This is a genomic window from Niabella ginsenosidivorans (assembly GCF_001654455.1).
Taxonomy (GTDB): Bacteria; Bacteroidota; Bacteroidia; order Chitinophagales; family Chitinophagaceae; genus Niabella; species Niabella ginsenosidivorans.
The window spans coordinates 582,831-601,331 of sequence record NZ_CP015772.1 but is presented as its reverse complement, the minus strand read 5'-3'; the positions used below and the strand labels follow the sequence as shown (position 1 = coordinate 601,331).

The window sequence follows — 18,501 nt, the reverse complement described above, 5'->3', positions numbered from 1 at the left end:
AATTATCAAAACTAAAGGGTCTCAGCCCTTTAGTTTTGTTGCATGCCTGTTATGTTAATAATGTCATCCGGCAAAGGCAATGCATACCGGGAATCATTTACCGGCAGTTCTATTACAGCACCATCAACAAAGCGGGCAGGGACAATATTAGCGCCCTCCTTATTCAGCCGTTTTATATCCGCCCAGCGGAGCCCGCGCATCAGCAATTCTTTTCTCCGTTCTTTAAGCACCAATGCCAGCACTTCCTTATCATCATTCAGAGCTAATTCTTTATACGCATCATCTTTATTCCATCGTTTCCTAAGTAATTCGTTCAAATCTTTCAGAGCAATCTGGGACCTGCCAAGGCGCACACTGCACTCAGCATGAATCAGGTAAATCTCATCTAAGGCAATCCCTGTAAAATAGCGGCTTACGCCAACGCTATACATTCCTTTAAATTCGAAATAGGATCCGTTTGAAATAAAAAACAGTGTCTTTCTCAAATCATTTTCGTCATACTGGCTATACAACAAAGTATCTATCATAGCTCTCCCATAGTTTCTTTCCAGCAATTCCTGGGGAGATGAGAAATTCATAGAGGAGTAAAAGATGGTCTCCCCATTATACGCAGTATTTGAAAAAGGATTATCATTATCTGTAACAGTATTATAATCCAGCAAATCACTTTTAATTGAAAGACAGATATCAGCATACTTAAATGCACTATCATAATTGCGCATGGATAAATAGGCCCGGGCTAAAAGCCCCGATGCCGCGGCTCTGGAAGGCCGGAACACATGATTGGTTGAATCCGGCAGATAAATTAACGACGCTTTTGCATCTGAAATAATTCGTTCATAAGTTTCGGCTACCGAACTTCGTTTTGAAGGTACTTTAAAATCCGATTGCAATCTTAAGTCAATTCCCATGTCCGTATTTGCAGAAGCCTCATCATATGCTTTCGAAAATGTCCAGGCGAGGTTCAGGAATGCATATGCCCTGTGAAATAATGCGGCGCCTTTAATATAATCCCATTGACTTTCATTAGCCGGATTTCTCGGAATTTTCTCTATTGATTCAAGACACAAATTGGCATAGTACACCGTTGTATAACAGGCAGACCAATCATTACTGTATTTATAAGGAATCGGATTCCAGGTATAAATACTGCTAAGACGCTCCTCCAGTGTTTTAAGTGTTGTTTCTTCAACAAAATAATCATCTGCTGACGCTTCTCCGAAGGCCGGAGTTATAGAAATATTAAATACATCAGAATTATCCAGCAGCGCCTGTAAAACCTGTATTGAATTAGGCGTATCAATACTGGAATCTGCCTTTTTATCCAGAAACCTGCTGCAGGAAGCCAGGAAGGCCAGTGCTGCAAAGCAATAGAATGCTCGTATAACAGAAACAATTATTTTCATATGTCTGTGCTTTTTGAAATGAATTTAAAACCCTGCCTGAAGCCCTATAGAAAATTGCGGCCGCGGGGGTATGGTTGTGGTATAATTATAGTCGGGATCCAGGCCATACCTGTTCTGTCGCCATAAAATCCCAAGATTGGCTACATTAAAGCTAACCGCAGCATCTTTTATAAAAACATGAGAAATTACAGGGTGGTATACAAGGTTGATATATTGCAGCCGCACATGATCTCCGCGAAGCACATGGATCTCAGCTGAATTATAAAAAGTGTTCCTTTGTATAAACTGCGGGTAATTCGTGTACACCTGCGCAGGAACATTTGTTATGGCTTCGTCTCCCGGCTGTTGCCAGCGCTTTGTATACTCCGGATTGCCCACCCCGGTGGTATACAAAGTTTGATAGTTGAGTGCATCTTTTCTGAAATAATAGCCCAGTTTGTACAACAGGTTGCAGGTAAGCTCTAACCCCTTCCAGCGGATTGTATGATTCCAGGCCCCGTAAATTACAGGATTCGCCGGGCCTATATATAGAACATTACCCTCTATGCCTTTATCGTTTGCTTCATTGCGTATAGCTGCATAATCAGTGCTTAAAGTGCCGCCTACATATCCCATGGGATCTCCCTGTGCATTTAACCCGCCCCATTTATATGCTACAATAGCATACAAGGGCTTTCCAACAATTGGCTTTATAGTGTTTCCATCTCCCAGCAACAAGGCTGTTTTTTCAGCATCAGGTCCATAATACTTTGTTGTTTTTGCAAGGTTATAATCAAAAATAATACTCGTTGTATATTTTACTGCGCCATCTGTTACCCGGAAATTCAACGTTGCATCAATACCGTTTCCTTCCATATTAGCTACATTTAGTTCCATTGTTGATGCTCCGCCCCAGGCTGTATAATTGAATGGGGCCGGTCCGTACAAATCCTTCCCTTTTTTATTATAATATTCGATAGAACCTGTAATAAGGTTGTGCCTGTATGCAAAGTCAAACCCGATATTCAGCTGTCTCGATTTTTCCCATTTGAGGGTAGGATTATTTAAAGCTGATACGCTTCCTCTTAAGAATTGTGAGACCGGGGCATCTGAAAGATATATAATGGCATCTGCCGTTTTGTTAGGGTTTACAATACCACTGGTACCCAGTGTGGCTTTCAGCTTCAGATAGTTAAACACATTGGCATTAAAAAAATGCTCTTTAGAAATTTCCCAGCCAATACCGGAAGACCAGAAAGGATTCCACTTATCATTGGTTTTTAAACCAAAAATATTTGCTGCATCCCGCCGCAGGCTGCTATTTACATAAAAGCGGTTATACAGCGTAAGCGCCATATTCCAGTATACTGATACAAACCGGTTAGTAACAACCGCATTCCTTTGAGGAGCGAAAGGAACCGGGGATGTAAAACCGGTAATAAATGTTGGGTAAGCAGTGTAATAATCAACAGGTATGCTTTTAAGCGGATCTTCCTGATAACCATACAGGCTGTAGCTGCCGCCATCACTTACCGTGCTACGCAGCTCCATACCGGCTATTGTAGATAATGCAGTAACAACACCTTTCCACCGGTGATCATATGCCAGTTGGGCCCTTCCGTTATGAGACAGTATGCCGGAATAATTATTCAGCAAAATTCCGCCCCTGGGTATACGGAATGTGTCTGTATATGGCGTAGCACCCAACTGGGTATAACGGTTTATCAGGTCGCGGGCATAATAACTTTCCTCTTTATACAATCTCTCCTGGCTTCCCGTCTGTTTTTGATATTGATAGTTTACATATAAATTCAGTCCGTCTATAATTTTTACTGTAAGACCTGCTATACCTATCAGGTCCTCCCTGTTGGTTTTATCCTTTATAAAATCATTATCTGTAGCCGGGTAATAATTCCAATCGAGCAGCCTTCCCTGCCCCGCAGTATCGGTATAACTTCTCAGATAATCCTTTGCTAAAGCTATCGGGTTACCGGCTTCATCTCTAAAGCGCAGGTAAGGCACTGCCCGGTTACTGTAAACCCGGATACTGTTATAAGCAGGGCTGCCTGCCAAAATAGTAGTAGCGGTATAATTAGCGCCTGCATTCAGTATTACCCGCTTTCCTAATTTGAAACTGCTGTTGAAACGAAAGTTTACCCGGTTGTTTTTTGAGCGGTCGTAATTAACGGTTCTGTCATAATTGCCTCCCAGCATCCAGGCAATGGCACTGCTTCCACCTCTAACTGAAACACTGTTTTGCAGGGTTACCGTACTCCTGTTATAAAGACTATTATATGATGCCTGTGCATCGCCCGTTTTAAGATAATCAATCTGAGCAGCTGAATCTGCTGCACTTATCAAACCCTTACGCCTGTTTGAAAATACTTCTACGGCGGGGGTTATACCTTGCTTAAAGAACCCGTTAATAGTGCTGTTGAAGTATCCCTTATTAAACAGGTACTCCTCTACCCCTATGTATTCGTCAACGCTCAATTGATTGTATTGATAAAGATCGGGGCTGTTGGTAACAATTGCGTTGCTGCTTACATCTACCTTTACAGGAGAGCTAAACTTCCCTTTTTTGGTAGTGATCACTATAACCCCATTGCCACCCTTTGCTCCGTAAATAGAAGTAGCCGCAGCATCTTTTAATACAGTGATGCTTTCCACATCGTTCGGATTTATATTATTTATATCTCCATCATATGGAAAATTATCCAATATGATCAGGGGATCAAGCGGACCATTTATTGTACTTTCTCCCCTTATGGAAATAACGGAAGGGTTATTGACGTTACTGGTATTTTTGCCGGTTTTAAATAACATACCGGGGGTAACTCCATTAAGCCGGTCTAAAACAGAAGTGCCTTTTTGCTCGTTCAGTTTTTCATTTGTAATTACAGAAAAACTACCGTTTACTTCGTTAGGTCTTAGCTTCTGGTAGCCGGTATTAATAGTTACTTCTTCCATCTGTAGATTTTTGGGAGCCAGGGTTGCTACCAGATAACTTTGGTTCCACTTTACCGGTACTCTTTGTGTAGTGTAATTAACATGTGATATAATAACTGTGTCCTCTTTTGTTACCTCCAGAGTAAAGTTGCCATCCGCACCCGTAAGCGCAGCTTTTTTGCCAAACAGGGAAAAAAGAGTAGCACCAGCAACAGGTATTCCGGTAAGTGAGTCTTTAACCTGCCCTTTTAATGGATGCATGGATTGTGCATGAGCTGCCACCAGCAGCAACACGCAAATGGCTGTAATTATACTTCTCATATAGTGCTTGTTTAAGGTTAGCGAACTGGTTTTTTATTTTTCGCCGGAGCTTTGTACCTCGTTTGGTTGTTCTCTTCAGCCCAGCTGTACAGTGCAGCATTAATGCCATAGCTGTTAATAAAATATTCTGTGGTTTGGGCCACCAGCTTACCCTCCGGCAACAACCATGCGTAATTTGGATTGGCAAAATTGCGGATGGCTTTTCTCAACACTGTATCCCCTACAATTACCGGCATATTAAAATGGGTATTGTTTTTCTGCTCCCAGCTTTTAATAAAGGCCCGTACTTTCTGCTCCGGCTCATAAGTAACCATTATAAACTGTATATTTTTATTAAACTGCTTTTGCAATGCGTCTTCTTTTGGGAACATGGCAACACAGGAACCACAGGTAGTGAACCAGAAGCTTAATATGACCAACCGGCCCTCAAAATCTGCAAGAGATGCCGTATCTTTTTTATAATTAATAAACCTACCCAGTGGTGTTGTTTTTTTTATATAGTCTCCAATAAACAAGGGAGCATCAAGAGTTTTTAAATCATAACCATAGTCCTGGCTAAAAATGCAGGTGCATAGGCCAGCCATTACGCTCAGCAGCGTTATTTTTTTCATATTTTAAGCATTAAGAATGAAGCAATATTATTTAGGAAAATTATGGGCATAGCAAAATAGATCAGCATTCAAAAGGTGTTTTCAGCGCCCTCCGATACCGGAGCAGGCCGGGCCGTTACATGAGAAAAACCAGCCCGCCGCCCGGTAATAACCAACCTTATACAGGATTTTTAGGCTTGCAGGCAAACCTGGCATTAAACAGGGCGTGATGCCGGCCTCCTAAATTGCAGGTCTGATGATGCAAAAAATAATATGCAGGCAGTTTGCTCATCTCATATAAGTTAGATGAGTCCCGTTTATTGGCAAGCGAACAAAAAAAGGCGCGGTGCTCAACTTACCGAATAGAGGCCCTGAGAAGCCCTGGAACGGATAAGAGAGCCCACGCCCGGGTCGTGAGCTATTCGTCTTATCATCCCGTTCCAATTAGAAATTTCTCAGGTTTCTATTCGAGACTCTAAGCGAATGCTTCAAATGCTTTTATGAAGTAATCGCAAATTTAATACAACAATTCTAACGTAAATATAGGAAAAAAACGAATGTTACGCTACACCGTAACAAAAAATATTTTGAAAAGCTGTTTTTTTCCATATGGTTGAGGAAGAAGGGCAGTATACAATTAAGTGCAGGTATGCGTTGGCGTTGAAAAAACTTATTTTTAAAAATAAGGATGTAAACCGCGCTCCTGACAGTCCTTCTTTTCCCGGCATAGATGACAGCTATAGTAAAATATCCAGCAGCACAGGGATCCGCAAAGCTACTATTTCAGACATTATAACTGCAAAATCTGAAATGAAGACCTATACACTATATCGTATTTTAAATACACTGGGATATAGCTTCAAACAATTCGGGGAAACCTTTGATTCCATAACAGAACAAGAACTGAACAAATATATAAAAGCGTTAGCAAAGACAAAGGATACAAAGACAAAGAATAAATAAACAGCACTATGCACGCTTCTTTTTGGAAGCTTTTCACCAGAACCTCTCAAATTGATTGCTTCAATTTAAAAGGTAATTAAGGGCATGGAAGGAAAAAACTTCAATAGAATAAAAGTGGTGCTGGCGGAACGGGAAACCAGTCAAAAGGACTTAGCTGCTGCCCTTGGAGTTACACCGGGAACCGTTTCTACCTGGTGCCGGAATTTTAAGCAACCGGAAATCCAGACACTTTTTAAAATAGCGTGTATACTGAAAGTGGAAGCTTCCTGCTTAATAAGCCCGATGGATGCGGTAGACTATGTATTTCAACCGGCAAAATAATTGACGCTTAGAACTGAAAATCTATGCTAAAAACTAATTACGATGCTTTAAATCTGATAAAATCAGTGCAAGATGTCAAAAATAAAGTATAACAGGATAAAGACTGTCTTAACCGAGGCCGACAAGAAAAACTCAGATTTAGCCAAATACATGAAAGTACATGTAATTACTGTCTCCAACTGGTGCACCAATACCAACCAGCCCTCTATCCAGGATCTTTTTAAAATTGCAAAGTTTGTAAACAAAGACGTACGCCAGTTACTGGTTTCTACCAGGCCCAATGATAAAAGTGAAAATTGAATAATTACAGGAATGTAAAAGGTTACAGGGTATTTTAAATGCGCCGGGATATAGTTTTGCATAATCTGGGGAGAGCCTTTGATTCCATAACAGAACAGGAACTGAACAACTATATAAAAACAGTAGCAAAGAATGAATAAGTAGCGTTCTTTTAATGCTGTTATAGCTTCTTGTAGGAGGTGGGGCCAGGGAGAGCCTTACTGTTTTTTCCTTCCTTTCTCCAACGCCGGCATCAGGAACCGGCTTACTTCCGGGGTATGATGTTCTTTTTCCATAATGGCATCTATTTTTTTTACAATATCCGGATGCTGCGAAGCAACATCATTTTGCTCCTGTATATCCGTATCCAGGTTAAACAGCTGTGTTTTTATTTGCCCTTTTAATATATTTGTTCGTACGGCTTTCCAGTTGCCCATTCTTACTGCCTGCTGCCCTCCATACTCCGGGTACTCAAAATAAAGATACGCATGTTGCTTTTGCTGCTCCTTTTTGCCAAGTAAAGTGGGCAATATGCTCAACCCGTCTACATTAGCAGGTACCGGCAGTTTTAAAAGATCGCACAGCGTTGGCATTATATCAATAGTTGCAGCAACCATGTCTGACTCAGTACCCGGCTTTACTACTCCCGGCCACTGCACAATAAATGGTTCACGGATGCCCCCTTCATACACAAAACCTTTTGTACGGCCCGCAGCGGATGAAAAGGGGCCGGCGCTGTTAAAAAACTCCGCGTCAACACCCATTTCAGGAAAAGAAGGCCCGTTATCACTGCAAAACATTACAATTGTATTATCGTAAAGCCCGTTCTTTTTCAGGGCTTCGATTAATTGCCCTACCTGCTCATCCAATGTAGCGATCATAGCCGCATAGGTAGCCCGCGGATACCTGCACGGGAAATAAGAACCTCCTAAATAAGGTTGCTCGTCACCCAATTTTTTGTGATAATAATCCACCCATTTTTCCGGCGCCTGTAAAGACACATGCGGCAAAGGCGATGGATAATACAGGAAAAAAGGCTTGCTCTTATTTTTTTCAATGAACTGAATGGCGGCTTTTATCAGCAGATCCGGCGCATATACGTTTTGCTGATAGCTCCGATAATTCCGTTCATCCATCTTATCAAGGCTATCAGGAAACGTTACATTAGGGGCCACCACTTTATTGTCCAGCGGAATCCTTAGTTCATTTTCCCACAGGTGCCCGTTATAATAGGTATGATCCTGCCGCTGGCAGATGTACCCGTAAAAATAATCAAAGCCCTGCCGTGTCGGAAAGCCGGTGGTATAAGGAGCGCCCAATCCCCATTTGCCCACCAGCCCGGTAGTGTAGCCGGCATCTTTGAGCACTTCAGCTATAGTAAGCGTAGAATCAGGGATCGGCCACTGACCTTCCAAATAGGGGTTTTCTTCCATTGCCTTAAAATCCCATACCGGCCCCCGCTCTCCCCAATCATGATTGCCCCTGATATAGGCTTTGCCGGAATGAATGCCCGTCATTAATAAATATCTTGACGGAGCGCAAACCGGGAACGCATAATGTTGCGTAAACCGTATACCATTTTTTGCCAATTGATCAATATGTGGTGTTTCTATCTTTGCCTGACCATAACAGCCCACATCGCCATAGCCCAGGTCATCAGCATATATATAAATAATATTGGGACGTTTTTTTGTAAGTACCCTGTTTTTTCCCTGTTGCCCGTAACCAGCTATAACAAAGGTCATCAATAAGAAAACACCTATGCATTGTTTCATTATTTTATCTATTTAAAGCTATATAAAGTCTTTGTTTTTCCTGTTACTGCTCTCATTTCTCTGCCGATTCTGCCGCTAACAAAGCTTTTAACTCTTTTAGTTTTCCGGGATCCGTTGCTGCCCTGTTTTCTTTCTCTGCCGGGTCGGCTTGCAGGTTATAGAGCTGATCAGTTTTTGATCCGCCCGATTCAGTGCCCGTTGTTTTAAAATAAGGAGGTATATTATTAGCGGGGATGTACTTCCAGCCATCTTTTACAATGGCCAATGTACCAGAATGCTCCACCAAATGATCACGCCCTTTTTGATCAGCTCCGGTTAAGGCTGCCCACATATTCCGGCTGTCCGGCGCATTACCAGCCGGTATGGTTTGATGCAAATATTTTGCAAAGGATGCCAGCAGATCTATTTGCCCGATAAGGGCATTGCTTACACCCGGTCTTATTTTTCCGGGCCAGCTTACTATAAACGGTACGCGGGTACCTCCTTCCAGAAGGCTGTATTTTCCTCCCCGGAACGGGCCTGCCGGTTTATGTGCGCCGTTAAGCTCTACAACACGGTCCTCATAGCCATCGTTCAACACCGGCCCGTTATCACTACTGAAAATGACTATCGTATTCTTTTCAATTCCCTGCGCCCTTAATTCGTTTAAAATTTCCCCTACGGCCCAATCCAGCTGCAACAGCGCATCTCCTCTCAGCCCCAGTTTGCTTTTACCCCTGAACATGGTGGCGGGCATCCGGGGTACATGTGGTTCTGTAAGATTATAAGTAAGGAAAAAAGGCGTTTTTTTGTTCTGCCTGATAAATTCTTTTGCCTTTTCCAGGAACGTAAAGCTCAGCTCTTCATCTGACCAGCGCGCCAGCTTTCCCCCAGTCATATAGCCGATGCGGCCGATACCGTTTACTATAGTATTGTTATGTCCCTGCTCAGGATCCGATTTCAGTTTCAGCAGTTCCGGGTGCTCCTTCCCGGTAGGATCCGTTCCCACTCTGGTTTTATAATCTACTGTAATGGGATCATCGGAATCAATATTCAACACTTTCTGGTTCTCCAGGAACACCGTAGGTACCCTGTCTGCAGTGGCCGGGAAAATAAACGAATAATGATAACCTACCTGGTTAGGGCCGGGTTTTATTTCCTGGTTCCAGTTTTTCTCCACGGTATTACCAAGCCCCAGGTGCCATTTACCTACCAACCCTGTAGTGTACCCTGCCTGCTGAAATACTCCGGGCAGGGTGAGCTTACCGGTTGGTATAATAAGGGCCGCATCACCGGGCAGGATGCCCGTACCCTTTTTGCGCCACGGATATTCACCGGTCATAATCCCGTAACGCGATGGCGTGCAGGTGGAAGACGTGGTATGGGCATTGGTAAAACGGATGCCCTCCTTTGCCAGCTGATCAATATTGAGCGTGGTGACGCCGGTGCCTCCATTGCAGGATACATCGCCAAAGCCCAGGTCATCCGCATAAATGAGGATTACATTGGGATGTTGCTGACTGTAAAGAGCAACATTTCCCCCAAAGAACATCGTACATAAAAAAAGGACTACTTTATACATGATCAAAAAATTTATTTTTAAAAAATAAGGTCCCCTCTGTTATAAGCAGGCTTATGGCCATGCTGCCGGCTGCTTTGTTTTTTTATCAACCGGCATAGGAGCGTTCCAGCTTTTCAGTCGAAAGCCCAGCAATGACCGCAGTTCACTGACCTTTGCAGGATACTGTGCGGAAAGATCCTTCGCTTCACCAATGTCTTCATCCAGGTTATACAGTTCTGTTTTACCGCTGCGTATGCTGTACACCAGCTTCCAGTTTCCCTTTCGGATAGCGCTGAAATAGTTGATACCGGGGCCGTCATCCTTAACCCACTTATTGGGAAAATGCCATACCAGGTCCCGCGTATCGTCCTTCCATCCGGGGTTTTTTAAAACCGGCATAAAGCTTCTTCCATCCGGTTGCTGAATTGTCTGATATTTTTTCACCCCGGCCATTTCCAGTATGGTTGGAAAAAAATCCTCAATAATAACGTACTGGTCTGCCGTGGTGGCCGGCTTTGTTATACCTGGATATTTTACGATCATGGGCTCGCGTATGCCGCCCTCATACACAGAGCCCTTACCGGCCCTGAGTGGCAGATTCTGGGTATGCGCTTTGCCCCCTCTTTCAGGAGCAAGGCTGAGCCCTCCGTTATCACTCATAAAAATGATCACCGTATTTTTATCAATGTCTTTCCGTTCCAGGTAATCCATAATATCGCCCAGGCTTTTATCCATACCTTCCACCAATGTGGCATAAGCCGCTTCCGTGCTGTCGAGCCCCGCATCCAGGTATTTCTTTATAAAGCGTTCGTCTGCCATAATAGGTGTATGCACTGCGTAATGCGCCATATTCAAATAAAAAGGCTGCTTTCTTTTTACCGGTTCTTCAAGCGCTTTCAGCGCTTCCAGTGTCAGCGCTTCGGTCAAAAACGTATCCGTTCCAAAATACTGCTCCAGGTCGGGTACCGCCTGTGCGCGGGGTTGCTGTTTGGGAAAATTCCCATAATTCTGGCTGGCCCAATAGCTTTGCGGGCTGCCCGCTGCATGACCGGCTATGTTTACCATAAATCCCATGTTATAGGGATTGGCGCCGGGTGTGCCTACAGCGCCCCAATGTGCCTTGCCTACATGAATGGTATAATAGCCCGCCTCTTTTAAAAGACGGGGAAACGGCGTAGCATACGCTGTATTTTGAATGCCTGGCACCGGGCTGAGGCCATTGATATTCCAGTCTGCCGGTGCAAACTGGTCATCCTCCCTGTCTGTATTGCTGTTTTTAGCAGGCGCCGTCCAGTTGGTAATACGCAGGTGGGCAGGGCTCATACCGGTAAGCAGCGCGGTGCGTGAAGGTGTACAGACCGGCGCCCCATATGCATTGGTAAATTTCATTCCCTCTGCCGCCAGGCGCTCCATATTAGGCGTATGGTATTTTTTATTCAACGCTGTTTTCTCTTTCCAGAAGGGCAATGAGCAATCCTGCCATCCCATATCGTCTACTAAAAACAGGATGATATTGGGGCGCTGCTGCGCGGTCGTAAGCAATGAAAACACCATGAATACCGGAAGGAACAATAGTCGTTTCATATGCATGTTATATTGTTACACGAATATTATTTCAGGTTGGGATTAATGTTCACTTCTGATAAGGGTACCGGCCAAAGCTCATCCTGTCCTTTTCTGAATGCTTTTTTAGTTACATACCACCTGCTGTAAGGATCGGCAGCCATACCGGAGGGTGTGTTTAAGTTGGCGGCTCCGGGATAAGGATGGCCATAAAAATTACCCTGCAGCACATCTCCTGCAATCTTCCACCGGAGCAGGTCCCAAAGGCGGATGCCTTCCATAGCCAGTTCCACCCTGCGTTCCCTTCTTAATATTACCCGCAATTTTGCAGGATCGGTTTCAGTAACTTTTGGCATATTTACTGAAGTCCGGCCTCTTACCAGGTTTATGGTTGCATCCAGTAAGGCCTGGTCCATCGCATCGCCATTTTCTAATTTGGCCTCCAGGTAACTCAGCAGCACTTCTGCATACCTTATTATAGGCAGGTCAATGCCGGAATTGGCAAGGGCCCCGTTAAAAGTTTCTGAGTTGAATTTACGGGGGCAGAACCCTGTGCGTGTAGCCTGCAGGGTAGTGGAAACGCGATCCAGCGATGTCAGATGATCCGGGTTACTATCGTACAGGTAATTTTTAAATACCTGATTGGTATAAACAATACTGTACTTTAAACGGGGATCACGGTTCTGACCAAGATCTGAAGGGTTATACCGGGAATCACTGTAAGAGAAAGGGGTACCATCATTAAATTCGTAAGACTCTACCAGGCTGCCCAGCGGGTTGTATAAATGATACCCTCCCAATCCCCGGGGGTAGCAATGCAGCAGCATTGAATTAGGCGCCAGGTCCTGCTGGTATTGCGTTGCAAAAATGATCTCCTTACTGGTTTCGTTGCTACCATCAAAAAGGCTGGTATAATTGGGATCAATACTATTTTCATTCCAGTCGATAATTTGTTTATACGCAGCCGCAGCGTCGGCCCATTTTTGTTCAGCCAGGTACGTGCGGCCCAGAAAAGCCAGGGCCACCTGCGCACTGGCGCGCCCTCTTTCACCGGCAGTCAGCGCTCCATACCGGGGCAACGCAGCAGCAGCCTCGGTGTATTCCTGTATAAGAAAGTTTATAATATCCGCATGGCTGGCTTTGGTAACGGTATTGGCCTCCTGCGTATTAAGCGTTTTGGTAACCAGCGGTACCGAACCAAAATATTGTGACAGGTAAAAATACTGGCAGGCTCTTATAAACCGCACTTCTGCAATATAACGGGCAGCCAGCGCTGCATCCAGACTGGCTTTGCCTATATTTTCCAGGAAATAATTACAACGGGCAATTTTAGCGTAGCTGAATTTCCAGCATGCAGCTATATTGGCGTTATTGTTTGTTAAAGCCCCGTTGGTTAATGTATTCCATGCCGAATTATCGCCCCGCCGGTCATAAGCGTTATCGGATGCAAATTCAATCAGCAGTAGCCCATGATAAGACCACCAGTCAGTAGGGTTATATTCCGCATCGGCATCGGGCGGCGTCAGCATTTGTATATTTCCACGATATACACCCGTCAGCGCCTGGAAAACATTATCCGGGCTGCTCCAGAAATTTTCACTGGAAAAAGAATCAGGCGGTACCCTGTCCAGCTGTTTTCTGCAGGACTCATTCGAAAACAGCATCAAAAGTAATAAACAGGCAATAACATATTTTTTCATTAGTATCTTTTTTAATGAGTGTATTAAAAGTTCACATTCAGGCCTAAGCTATAATTCGCCATAATAGGATAAAAAGCGCCGCTGGAATTTACTTCCGGATCCCAGCCTTTTGGATATTTATTAAATGAAACCGCGTTTTGTGCACTCGCATTAACACGTAATGACTTAATAAAACCATCTTTCAGCAAGGAGGAAGGCAGTGAATAGCCTAACTGGATGTTCCGGATCTTAAAATAACCGGCATTGAGCAGATAAAAAGAGGAAGACAGGGTATTGGGTGAGCCTGCGTTCGTAAGCACTTCCAACCGCGGATAGCGGGCATTGGGGTTAGGATTCTCTTTTGACCAGTGATCATCTGCAATAAATTGCTGCACCGTGCCATTGTTATAAAAGGCATACCCTGCATAATTGTTCAGCTGGCCTTTTACAGCTGCCACCCCCTGCCCCGTTACAGACAGGTCAAAATTCTTATAGTTCAGGCTGATATTAATTCCATACTGGTATTTCGGGATCTGGCTGCCCAGAAAAGTACGGTCGTAGGTCGCATCCACCTTACCATCGGGCACTCCATCAGGACCGCTGATGTCTTTATACCGGATGTCGCCGGGCTGCACGGTAGGATTAATGGCCTTTTGATCGGCATAGCCGGCAATATCACTGGCATCTTTAAAAAGGCCATCTGCAACATAACCATAATACATCTGCATAGGATAGCCAATAAATAAACTGGTGCCGTTGCCCACCAGGCCATTAGGTTGTGTAACATTGCCTACACCTAGATCCAGTACTTTATTGTTAATAATACTCAGGTTTCCGGAAATAGTATAAGAAAAATCGCCCACATGGTTGTTATATCCCAGAGTAAATTCCCAGCCGGTATTACTGAGCTCTCCGCCATTGGTTGGCCCGGGTGTAAAGCCTAATATACTTGATACACTGCTTCCCGGAGAAACAATAATATCGTAGGTATACCGGTCAAAATAGCTTACGCTGATGTTCAGCCCCCGGAAAATAGTGGCTTCCAAACCAATATCTTTTGTACGGGTTGACTCCCAATGCAAATTGGAATCTACCAGCGTGGTATTGGCAACCCCCGGAACGGTTGTACCGCCAAACGGGTAATTAAAGCCCGGTGATAATAAACTCTGGTAGGGATAGTAACTATTTAAACCCGTAATATTTGTTGGCAGGTTTTGGTTGCCCAGGGTACCATAAGATGCTTTTAGCTTCAGCTCATTTAACCATGCAACTTTATTTTTTAGGAATTTTTCCTCAGAAAGGCGCCAGCCCACGGCCACGGCAGGAAACGCCGCGTATTTTTTACTTGAGGGGAAACGGGAGGAACCATCGTAACGCAATACGCCTTCAATCAGGTACCTATTACCAAAGCTGTAGTTTAAACGGCCAAAATACGAATCAAGCGCTAACTCAGTAGACGTTCCGGTATTCCCCTGTGTAGCTGCATCGCCGTTTACAAGTTCTGTAAGATCATTATTGGTATAACCGGACCGGCTGGCAGAGGAACTGCTGATAGCTGAAAACTCGTAAGTATGCCCTGCCAGTATTGAAAACTGGTGGCGGGCTATTGTTTTTTTATACTCAACCAGCTCCTGGAGGGTTTTATACGTATTGACCTGATTCTGCAGTGTCAGGTTGCCGGGGCCGGTACTGATATTATTGGTTAACATAAACGTAGAAAGGTACCGTTTGGAATTGCCCGCAAGCTGTGAATAGGCGCCGATCAATGATAGTTTCAGGTCGGGTATCACATTATAATCCAACCGCTCATTGATCATCAGGTCTGTCTGCTTGTTCTTATAGAATGAAGGATTGTTCAAATACGTGTAAGGCGTTCCTTTGTTTACCAAACCCAGTCCCAGGGAACCATCGCTTAAAACAGTAGCATATACAGGGGGCGTTCTTACTGCCTGGCCAATGGCATCCAGCATGTTGTTAATATCAACATTAGCGGGTGGAGCCGGCTGATTGTCTATATATTGCGCACCGCTCATGCGGGAAGTAAGCGTTAGTTTATCCCAAATCCGGTTCGTCATATTAACCCTTACAGAATAACGGTCATAATCATTTTTACTGACAATGCCTTTCTGGTCAAGAAAACCAAAGGACATTAAATAATCTGTATTCTTTGTTTTGTTTGAAATACTGATATTATGAGCCGTCTGAGGCGCTGATTTTTTAAATACCTGGTCGATCCAGTTATTGTTCGGATGCCCGTAAGGGTCACTGCCATCTTTGAACTTTTGAATATCTTCAGCAGTGTAAGAGTTGGGAATGGCTTCATTCATCAGCGTTGCATAGGTAGCAGCATCTACCAGCCTCGGATAGGCGGTAGGCTTTTGTGCACCATAATAAGCATTGTAGTTCACCCTGACCTTACCATCATTTCCCTCGCCCGATTTAGTGGTTACCAATATAACACCGTTAGATGCACGGGAACCGTAAATGGCCGCAGTAGAAGCATCTTTTAATACTGAAACCGAGGCCACATCATTCGGATTAATATCATTAAAAGAATTTACAGGCACCCCGTCAACTAATATAAAAGGATTGGGTGAGGCTCCAAAAGAGCCAACCCCTCTTACCTGTATGGTAGCCCCATCGCTGCCCGGCTGACCCGAACGCTGGATCAACGTAACGCCCGGTAGCTGGCCGGTTAATATATTGGAAAGAGACGGTGCGGTACGGTTGTTGATCTGCTTTGCCCCTACCTGGGCTACGGACCCGATCATCTCGGATTTTTTCTGTGTACCATATCCAACGACCACTACTTCCTCCAGGGTTGATCTTAACGGCTTCATACGGATCAGTAACGAGCTGGCTTCGTTCACTGATAACGAATAATTGACCAGCGAATCGTTTGCATAGCCAACATGTTCAAAATACAGGTTGTACTTTTCCCCTGCATTTAATGAGGGAATGGAAAAGATACCGGAGGAATCAGAAATAAGGAATTCTTTTTCTCCTGTTGTTGCATTTTGAACAGTAATGGTTACGGATGACAAGTTTTCTCCTGCTTCGGAAAGTACTTTACCATTCACTTTTTTTTGCGCCAGGAGGCTGATGGCAGGGATAAAAGCAATGGCCAGTAGTAATAAATGTTTTGGAATTTTATGCATATTTGGCTTTTAAATTTCGAAAATTGATGATAGGAAATGCAGCAGTTCTGGACGAAAATTACGTGCTGTTACCGCTTACCGCGTTTATGGTTTTCTTTTTAAGAAGATCGTATCGTTACTTTTTTCATATGACAATTGATTAAGCTCGCAAATAGCTGCAATGAGCACATCCAGCGAATCATTATAAAATATTTTTCCCGTAATGGTTGCATGGTATATACTGGTATCCGGTACTATTATTTTTACGTTATACCGATTCTCCAGCTTTGAAAAGACATTTACCAGCTCCGCATCAGAAAGCTGTATCTCAAGGTTGGTCCACACGATGGCACTCCTTTTCTGAACAATACCCTGTTTTCCGGAAGGAGCTTTTATGTCCTGTGGATGGCTTTTAGCCTCACTGGTCCATACGCTTACCAATCCCGTTGTTTTATCTATGGTACAATTCTGCCCGGGCACCAGGAAAACCGTATCCATTTTAAAGTAATGATCCGCAGCCCGGATCATTACCCTGCCTTCCGTTAATGAAACGTTCACACGGTAAGGGGTAAGCTGCTGTACCCAAAACTGGGTACCAACCGCTGTAGTACTGATACCATTTGCAAGTACGCGGAAGGGATGGAAGGCATCCTTTTTTACCCGGAAATACACATCGCCTTTTGTTAACATTACTAACCTGTTAATCGAAAAATCATTTTCAAAAACAATAGTGGCTCCGGGATTCAGTGACAACCGGGAGCTGTCCGGCAACAGATAATCCATTATTGCACCGGTATTATTTCTTACCGTTATTGCAGAGGCCATAACTGTACCCTGTTCCTTTTTGCCGCCCCGGAATAGCCACACCAATGCCAGCATCAGGCCGATTACCGATGCAGCTGCAAGCCAGCGCCGGATAGGCACACTCCTGGCAATGCTTCTGCCTAATGCCCGGTCCAGTGCTGCCTTTTTAACTTTGTCCGGTGTATAGACCAACTCCTCCGCCTGAAGATCTTCTGTCAATATTATCTTATCCAGCTCCCCGGGATTGGCTGTCAGCCAGGCATATACCTCCTCCGCCTCAGCATAGCCGCTTCTGTTAGACAAAAAATCTTCGATTTGTTTTGGATCCGGGGTCTTCACCATAACAGATATGAACGTTTGAAACTGGAAAATTACCTACTGCCCTAAAAAAAATTTATTGGCTTATTACGCATAAAACAGCATAAAAAGCCAATATTTTACGCAACTGATGCAGGGCTTTAAGCACGTGAGCATCAACAGTTTTTACCGAAATACCCAATAATCCGGCAATTTCCTTATGGGAAAAGCCTTCTATATACGCCAAGGAAAATACTTTCCGGCGTGTGGGAGGCAAACGGTCTAGTGCTGCCTGTAGTGTATGGTTTAATTCAAATTTGCTTTCCGACTGCTGCGAAAATGAATGTTCCCGAAGAGCTGCAGCCAGTTTACGCTGATAAGCTTCCTTCCTCAGCCAGTCAATAAATACCTGTTTTGCTTTACGGTTGAGCTGCAATTCGGGTGGCAGCTCAAATGTATAAGAGGAACGATATTCCCAAAACTTTATAAAAGTAAGTTGTGTAAGCTCTGTTGCAATAGTTTCAGACCGGGTTTTTTTTAAAAAGCCGGCATACAGCCTGTCATAGCACTTATAAAATACAGATTCAAAAAAAGCTTGATCAAATTCACTCATCAGAATGGAGAATACGGATTAAAATTAATAAAAATTGTAATCCATGCAGACGTTGAAAAAGAATAAAATCAGTACCCAAAATCCCGGGATTAAAAAAAGACATATGTCTTTTTATCATTTCAACTACGTATTTAACTGTAAGAACAATAGTCTGAAGTGAAACTAATTCGGACGCTTGTATTAGGTACTCCATCCTTTACTTACAGACATACCTTTAAAGAAAAAGAAGGCACCTGTAAAAAAGATTTACAGTAAGTAAATCCGATTATATCTATCTCTTTCATC

The 18,501-nt window shown here is 43.8% G+C and carries 13 protein-coding genes; 3 read left to right on the top strand and 10 right to left on the bottom strand.

From position 1 onward, the window contains the following. Nucleotides 1-29: 29 nt before the first annotated feature. Genes A8C56_RS02565 through A8C56_RS02555 form a run of 3 tightly spaced genes read right to left on the bottom strand, consistent with a single transcriptional unit; the run spans nt 30 to nt 5,266 of the window. A complete protein-coding gene (locus A8C56_RS02565; RefSeq protein ID WP_067751634.1) occupies nt 30-1,406 on the bottom strand; it encodes a RagB/SusD family nutrient uptake outer membrane protein in 1,377 nt (458 codons plus the stop codon). A 24-nt stretch (nt 1,407-1,430) separates the two neighbouring features. Beyond that, nucleotides 1,431-4,655, bottom strand: a complete 3,225-nt coding sequence (locus tag A8C56_RS02560) for a SusC/RagA family TonB-linked outer membrane protein (protein ID WP_067751631.1) — start codon at nt 4,653-4,655, stop codon at nt 1,431-1,433. A 17-nt stretch (nt 4,656-4,672) separates the two neighbouring features. Beyond that, nucleotides 4,673-5,266 (bottom strand): TlpA family protein disulfide reductase, encoded by a 594-nt coding sequence (locus A8C56_RS02555; RefSeq protein WP_067751628.1) that lies wholly within the window; start codon nt 5,264-5,266, stop codon nt 4,673-4,675. A gap of 588 nt (nt 5,267-5,854) precedes the next feature. Here A8C56_RS02555 and A8C56_RS02550 point away from each other — a divergent pair. From A8C56_RS02550 to A8C56_RS02540, 3 genes are all read left to right on the top strand, one after another. Next, complete coding sequence (locus tag A8C56_RS02550) at nt 5,855-6,208, top strand: hypothetical protein (RefSeq protein WP_067751625.1); 354 nt, start codon at nt 5,855-5,857, stop codon at nt 6,206-6,208. Between the two features lie 84 nt (nt 6,209-6,292). Continuing rightward, nucleotides 6,293-6,529: a helix-turn-helix transcriptional regulator gene (locus A8C56_RS02545; RefSeq protein ID WP_067751622.1), complete on the top strand. Its 237-nt coding sequence runs from the start codon at nt 6,293-6,295 to the stop codon at nt 6,527-6,529. A gap of 72 nt (nt 6,530-6,601) precedes the next feature. Beyond that, complete coding sequence (locus tag A8C56_RS02540; RefSeq protein ID WP_067751618.1) at nt 6,602-6,829, top strand: helix-turn-helix transcriptional regulator; 228 nt, start codon at nt 6,602-6,604, stop codon at nt 6,827-6,829. 197 nt (nt 6,830-7,026) lie between these two features. Here the strand turns inward: A8C56_RS02540 and A8C56_RS02535 are convergent, their stop codons facing one another. From A8C56_RS02535 to A8C56_RS02505, 7 genes are all read right to left on the bottom strand, one after another. Then, nucleotides 7,027-8,583 (bottom strand): arylsulfatase, encoded by a 1,557-nt coding sequence (locus A8C56_RS02535; RefSeq protein ID WP_067751615.1) that lies wholly within the window; start codon nt 8,581-8,583, stop codon nt 7,027-7,029. A 52-nt stretch (nt 8,584-8,635) separates the two neighbouring features. Continuing rightward, entirely contained in the window at nt 8,636-10,144 is a 1,509-nt protein-coding gene (locus A8C56_RS02530; RefSeq protein WP_067751611.1) for a sulfatase family protein, read from the bottom strand. 51 nt (nt 10,145-10,195) lie between these two features. Then, entirely contained in the window at nt 10,196-11,707 is a 1,512-nt protein-coding gene (locus A8C56_RS02525; RefSeq protein ID WP_218917230.1) for a sulfatase, read from the bottom strand. Between the two features lie 26 nt (nt 11,708-11,733). Beyond that, nucleotides 11,734-13,386 carry a RagB/SusD family nutrient uptake outer membrane protein gene (locus A8C56_RS02520; protein WP_067751605.1) on the bottom strand — a complete coding sequence of 551 codons (1,653 nt, stop codon included), beginning with the start codon at nt 13,384-13,386 and terminating at the stop codon, nt 11,734-11,736. A gap of 23 nt (nt 13,387-13,409) precedes the next feature. Then, entirely contained in the window at nt 13,410-16,523 is a 3,114-nt protein-coding gene (locus tag A8C56_RS02515) for a SusC/RagA family TonB-linked outer membrane protein (RefSeq protein WP_067751601.1), read from the bottom strand. 84 nt (nt 16,524-16,607) lie between these two features. Next, entirely contained in the window at nt 16,608-17,609 is a 1,002-nt protein-coding gene (locus tag A8C56_RS02510) for a FecR family protein (protein WP_169818739.1), read from the bottom strand. Nucleotides 17,610-17,700: 91 nt separating this feature from the next. Next, nucleotides 17,701-18,216: an RNA polymerase sigma factor gene (locus A8C56_RS02505; RefSeq protein WP_067751595.1), complete on the bottom strand. Its 516-nt coding sequence runs from the start codon at nt 18,214-18,216 to the stop codon at nt 17,701-17,703. Between the last annotated feature and the right edge of the window lie 285 nt (nt 18,217-18,501).

Excerpts from the sequence above, each read along its gene's own strand:
- A8C56_RS02565 (WP_067751634.1), bottom strand. The coding sequence starts at position 1,406 with ATGAAAATAATTGTTTCTGTTATACGAGCATTCTATTGCTTTGCAGCA.
- A8C56_RS02560 (WP_067751631.1), bottom strand. The coding sequence starts at position 4,655 with ATGAGAAGTATAATTACAGCCATTTGCGTGTTGCTGCTGGTGGCAGCT.
- A8C56_RS02555 (WP_067751628.1), bottom strand. The coding sequence starts at position 5,266 with ATGAAAAAAATAACGCTGCTGAGCGTAATGGCTGGCCTATGCACCTGC.
- A8C56_RS02550 (WP_067751625.1), top strand. The coding sequence starts at position 5,855 with ATGGTTGAGGAAGAAGGGCAGTATACAATTAAGTGCAGGTATGCGTTG.
- A8C56_RS02545 (WP_067751622.1), top strand. The coding sequence starts at position 6,293 with ATGGAAGGAAAAAACTTCAATAGAATAAAAGTGGTGCTGGCGGAACGG.
- A8C56_RS02540 (WP_067751618.1), top strand. The coding sequence starts at position 6,602 with ATGTCAAAAATAAAGTATAACAGGATAAAGACTGTCTTAACCGAGGCC.
- A8C56_RS02535 (WP_067751615.1), bottom strand. The coding sequence starts at position 8,583 with ATGAAACAATGCATAGGTGTTTTCTTATTGATGACCTTTGTTATAGCT.
- A8C56_RS02530 (WP_067751611.1), bottom strand. The coding sequence starts at position 10,144 with ATGTATAAAGTAGTCCTTTTTTTATGTACGATGTTCTTTGGGGGAAAT.
- A8C56_RS02525 (WP_218917230.1), bottom strand. The coding sequence starts at position 11,707 with ATGAAACGACTATTGTTCCTTCCGGTATTCATGGTGTTTTCATTGCTT.
- A8C56_RS02520 (WP_067751605.1), bottom strand. The coding sequence starts at position 13,386 with ATGAAAAAATATGTTATTGCCTGTTTATTACTTTTGATGCTGTTTTCG.
- A8C56_RS02515 (WP_067751601.1), bottom strand. The coding sequence starts at position 16,523 with ATGCATAAAATTCCAAAACATTTATTACTACTGGCCATTGCTTTTATC.
- A8C56_RS02505 (WP_067751595.1), bottom strand. The coding sequence starts at position 18,216 with ATGAGTGAATTTGATCAAGCTTTTTTTGAATCTGTATTTTATAAGTGC.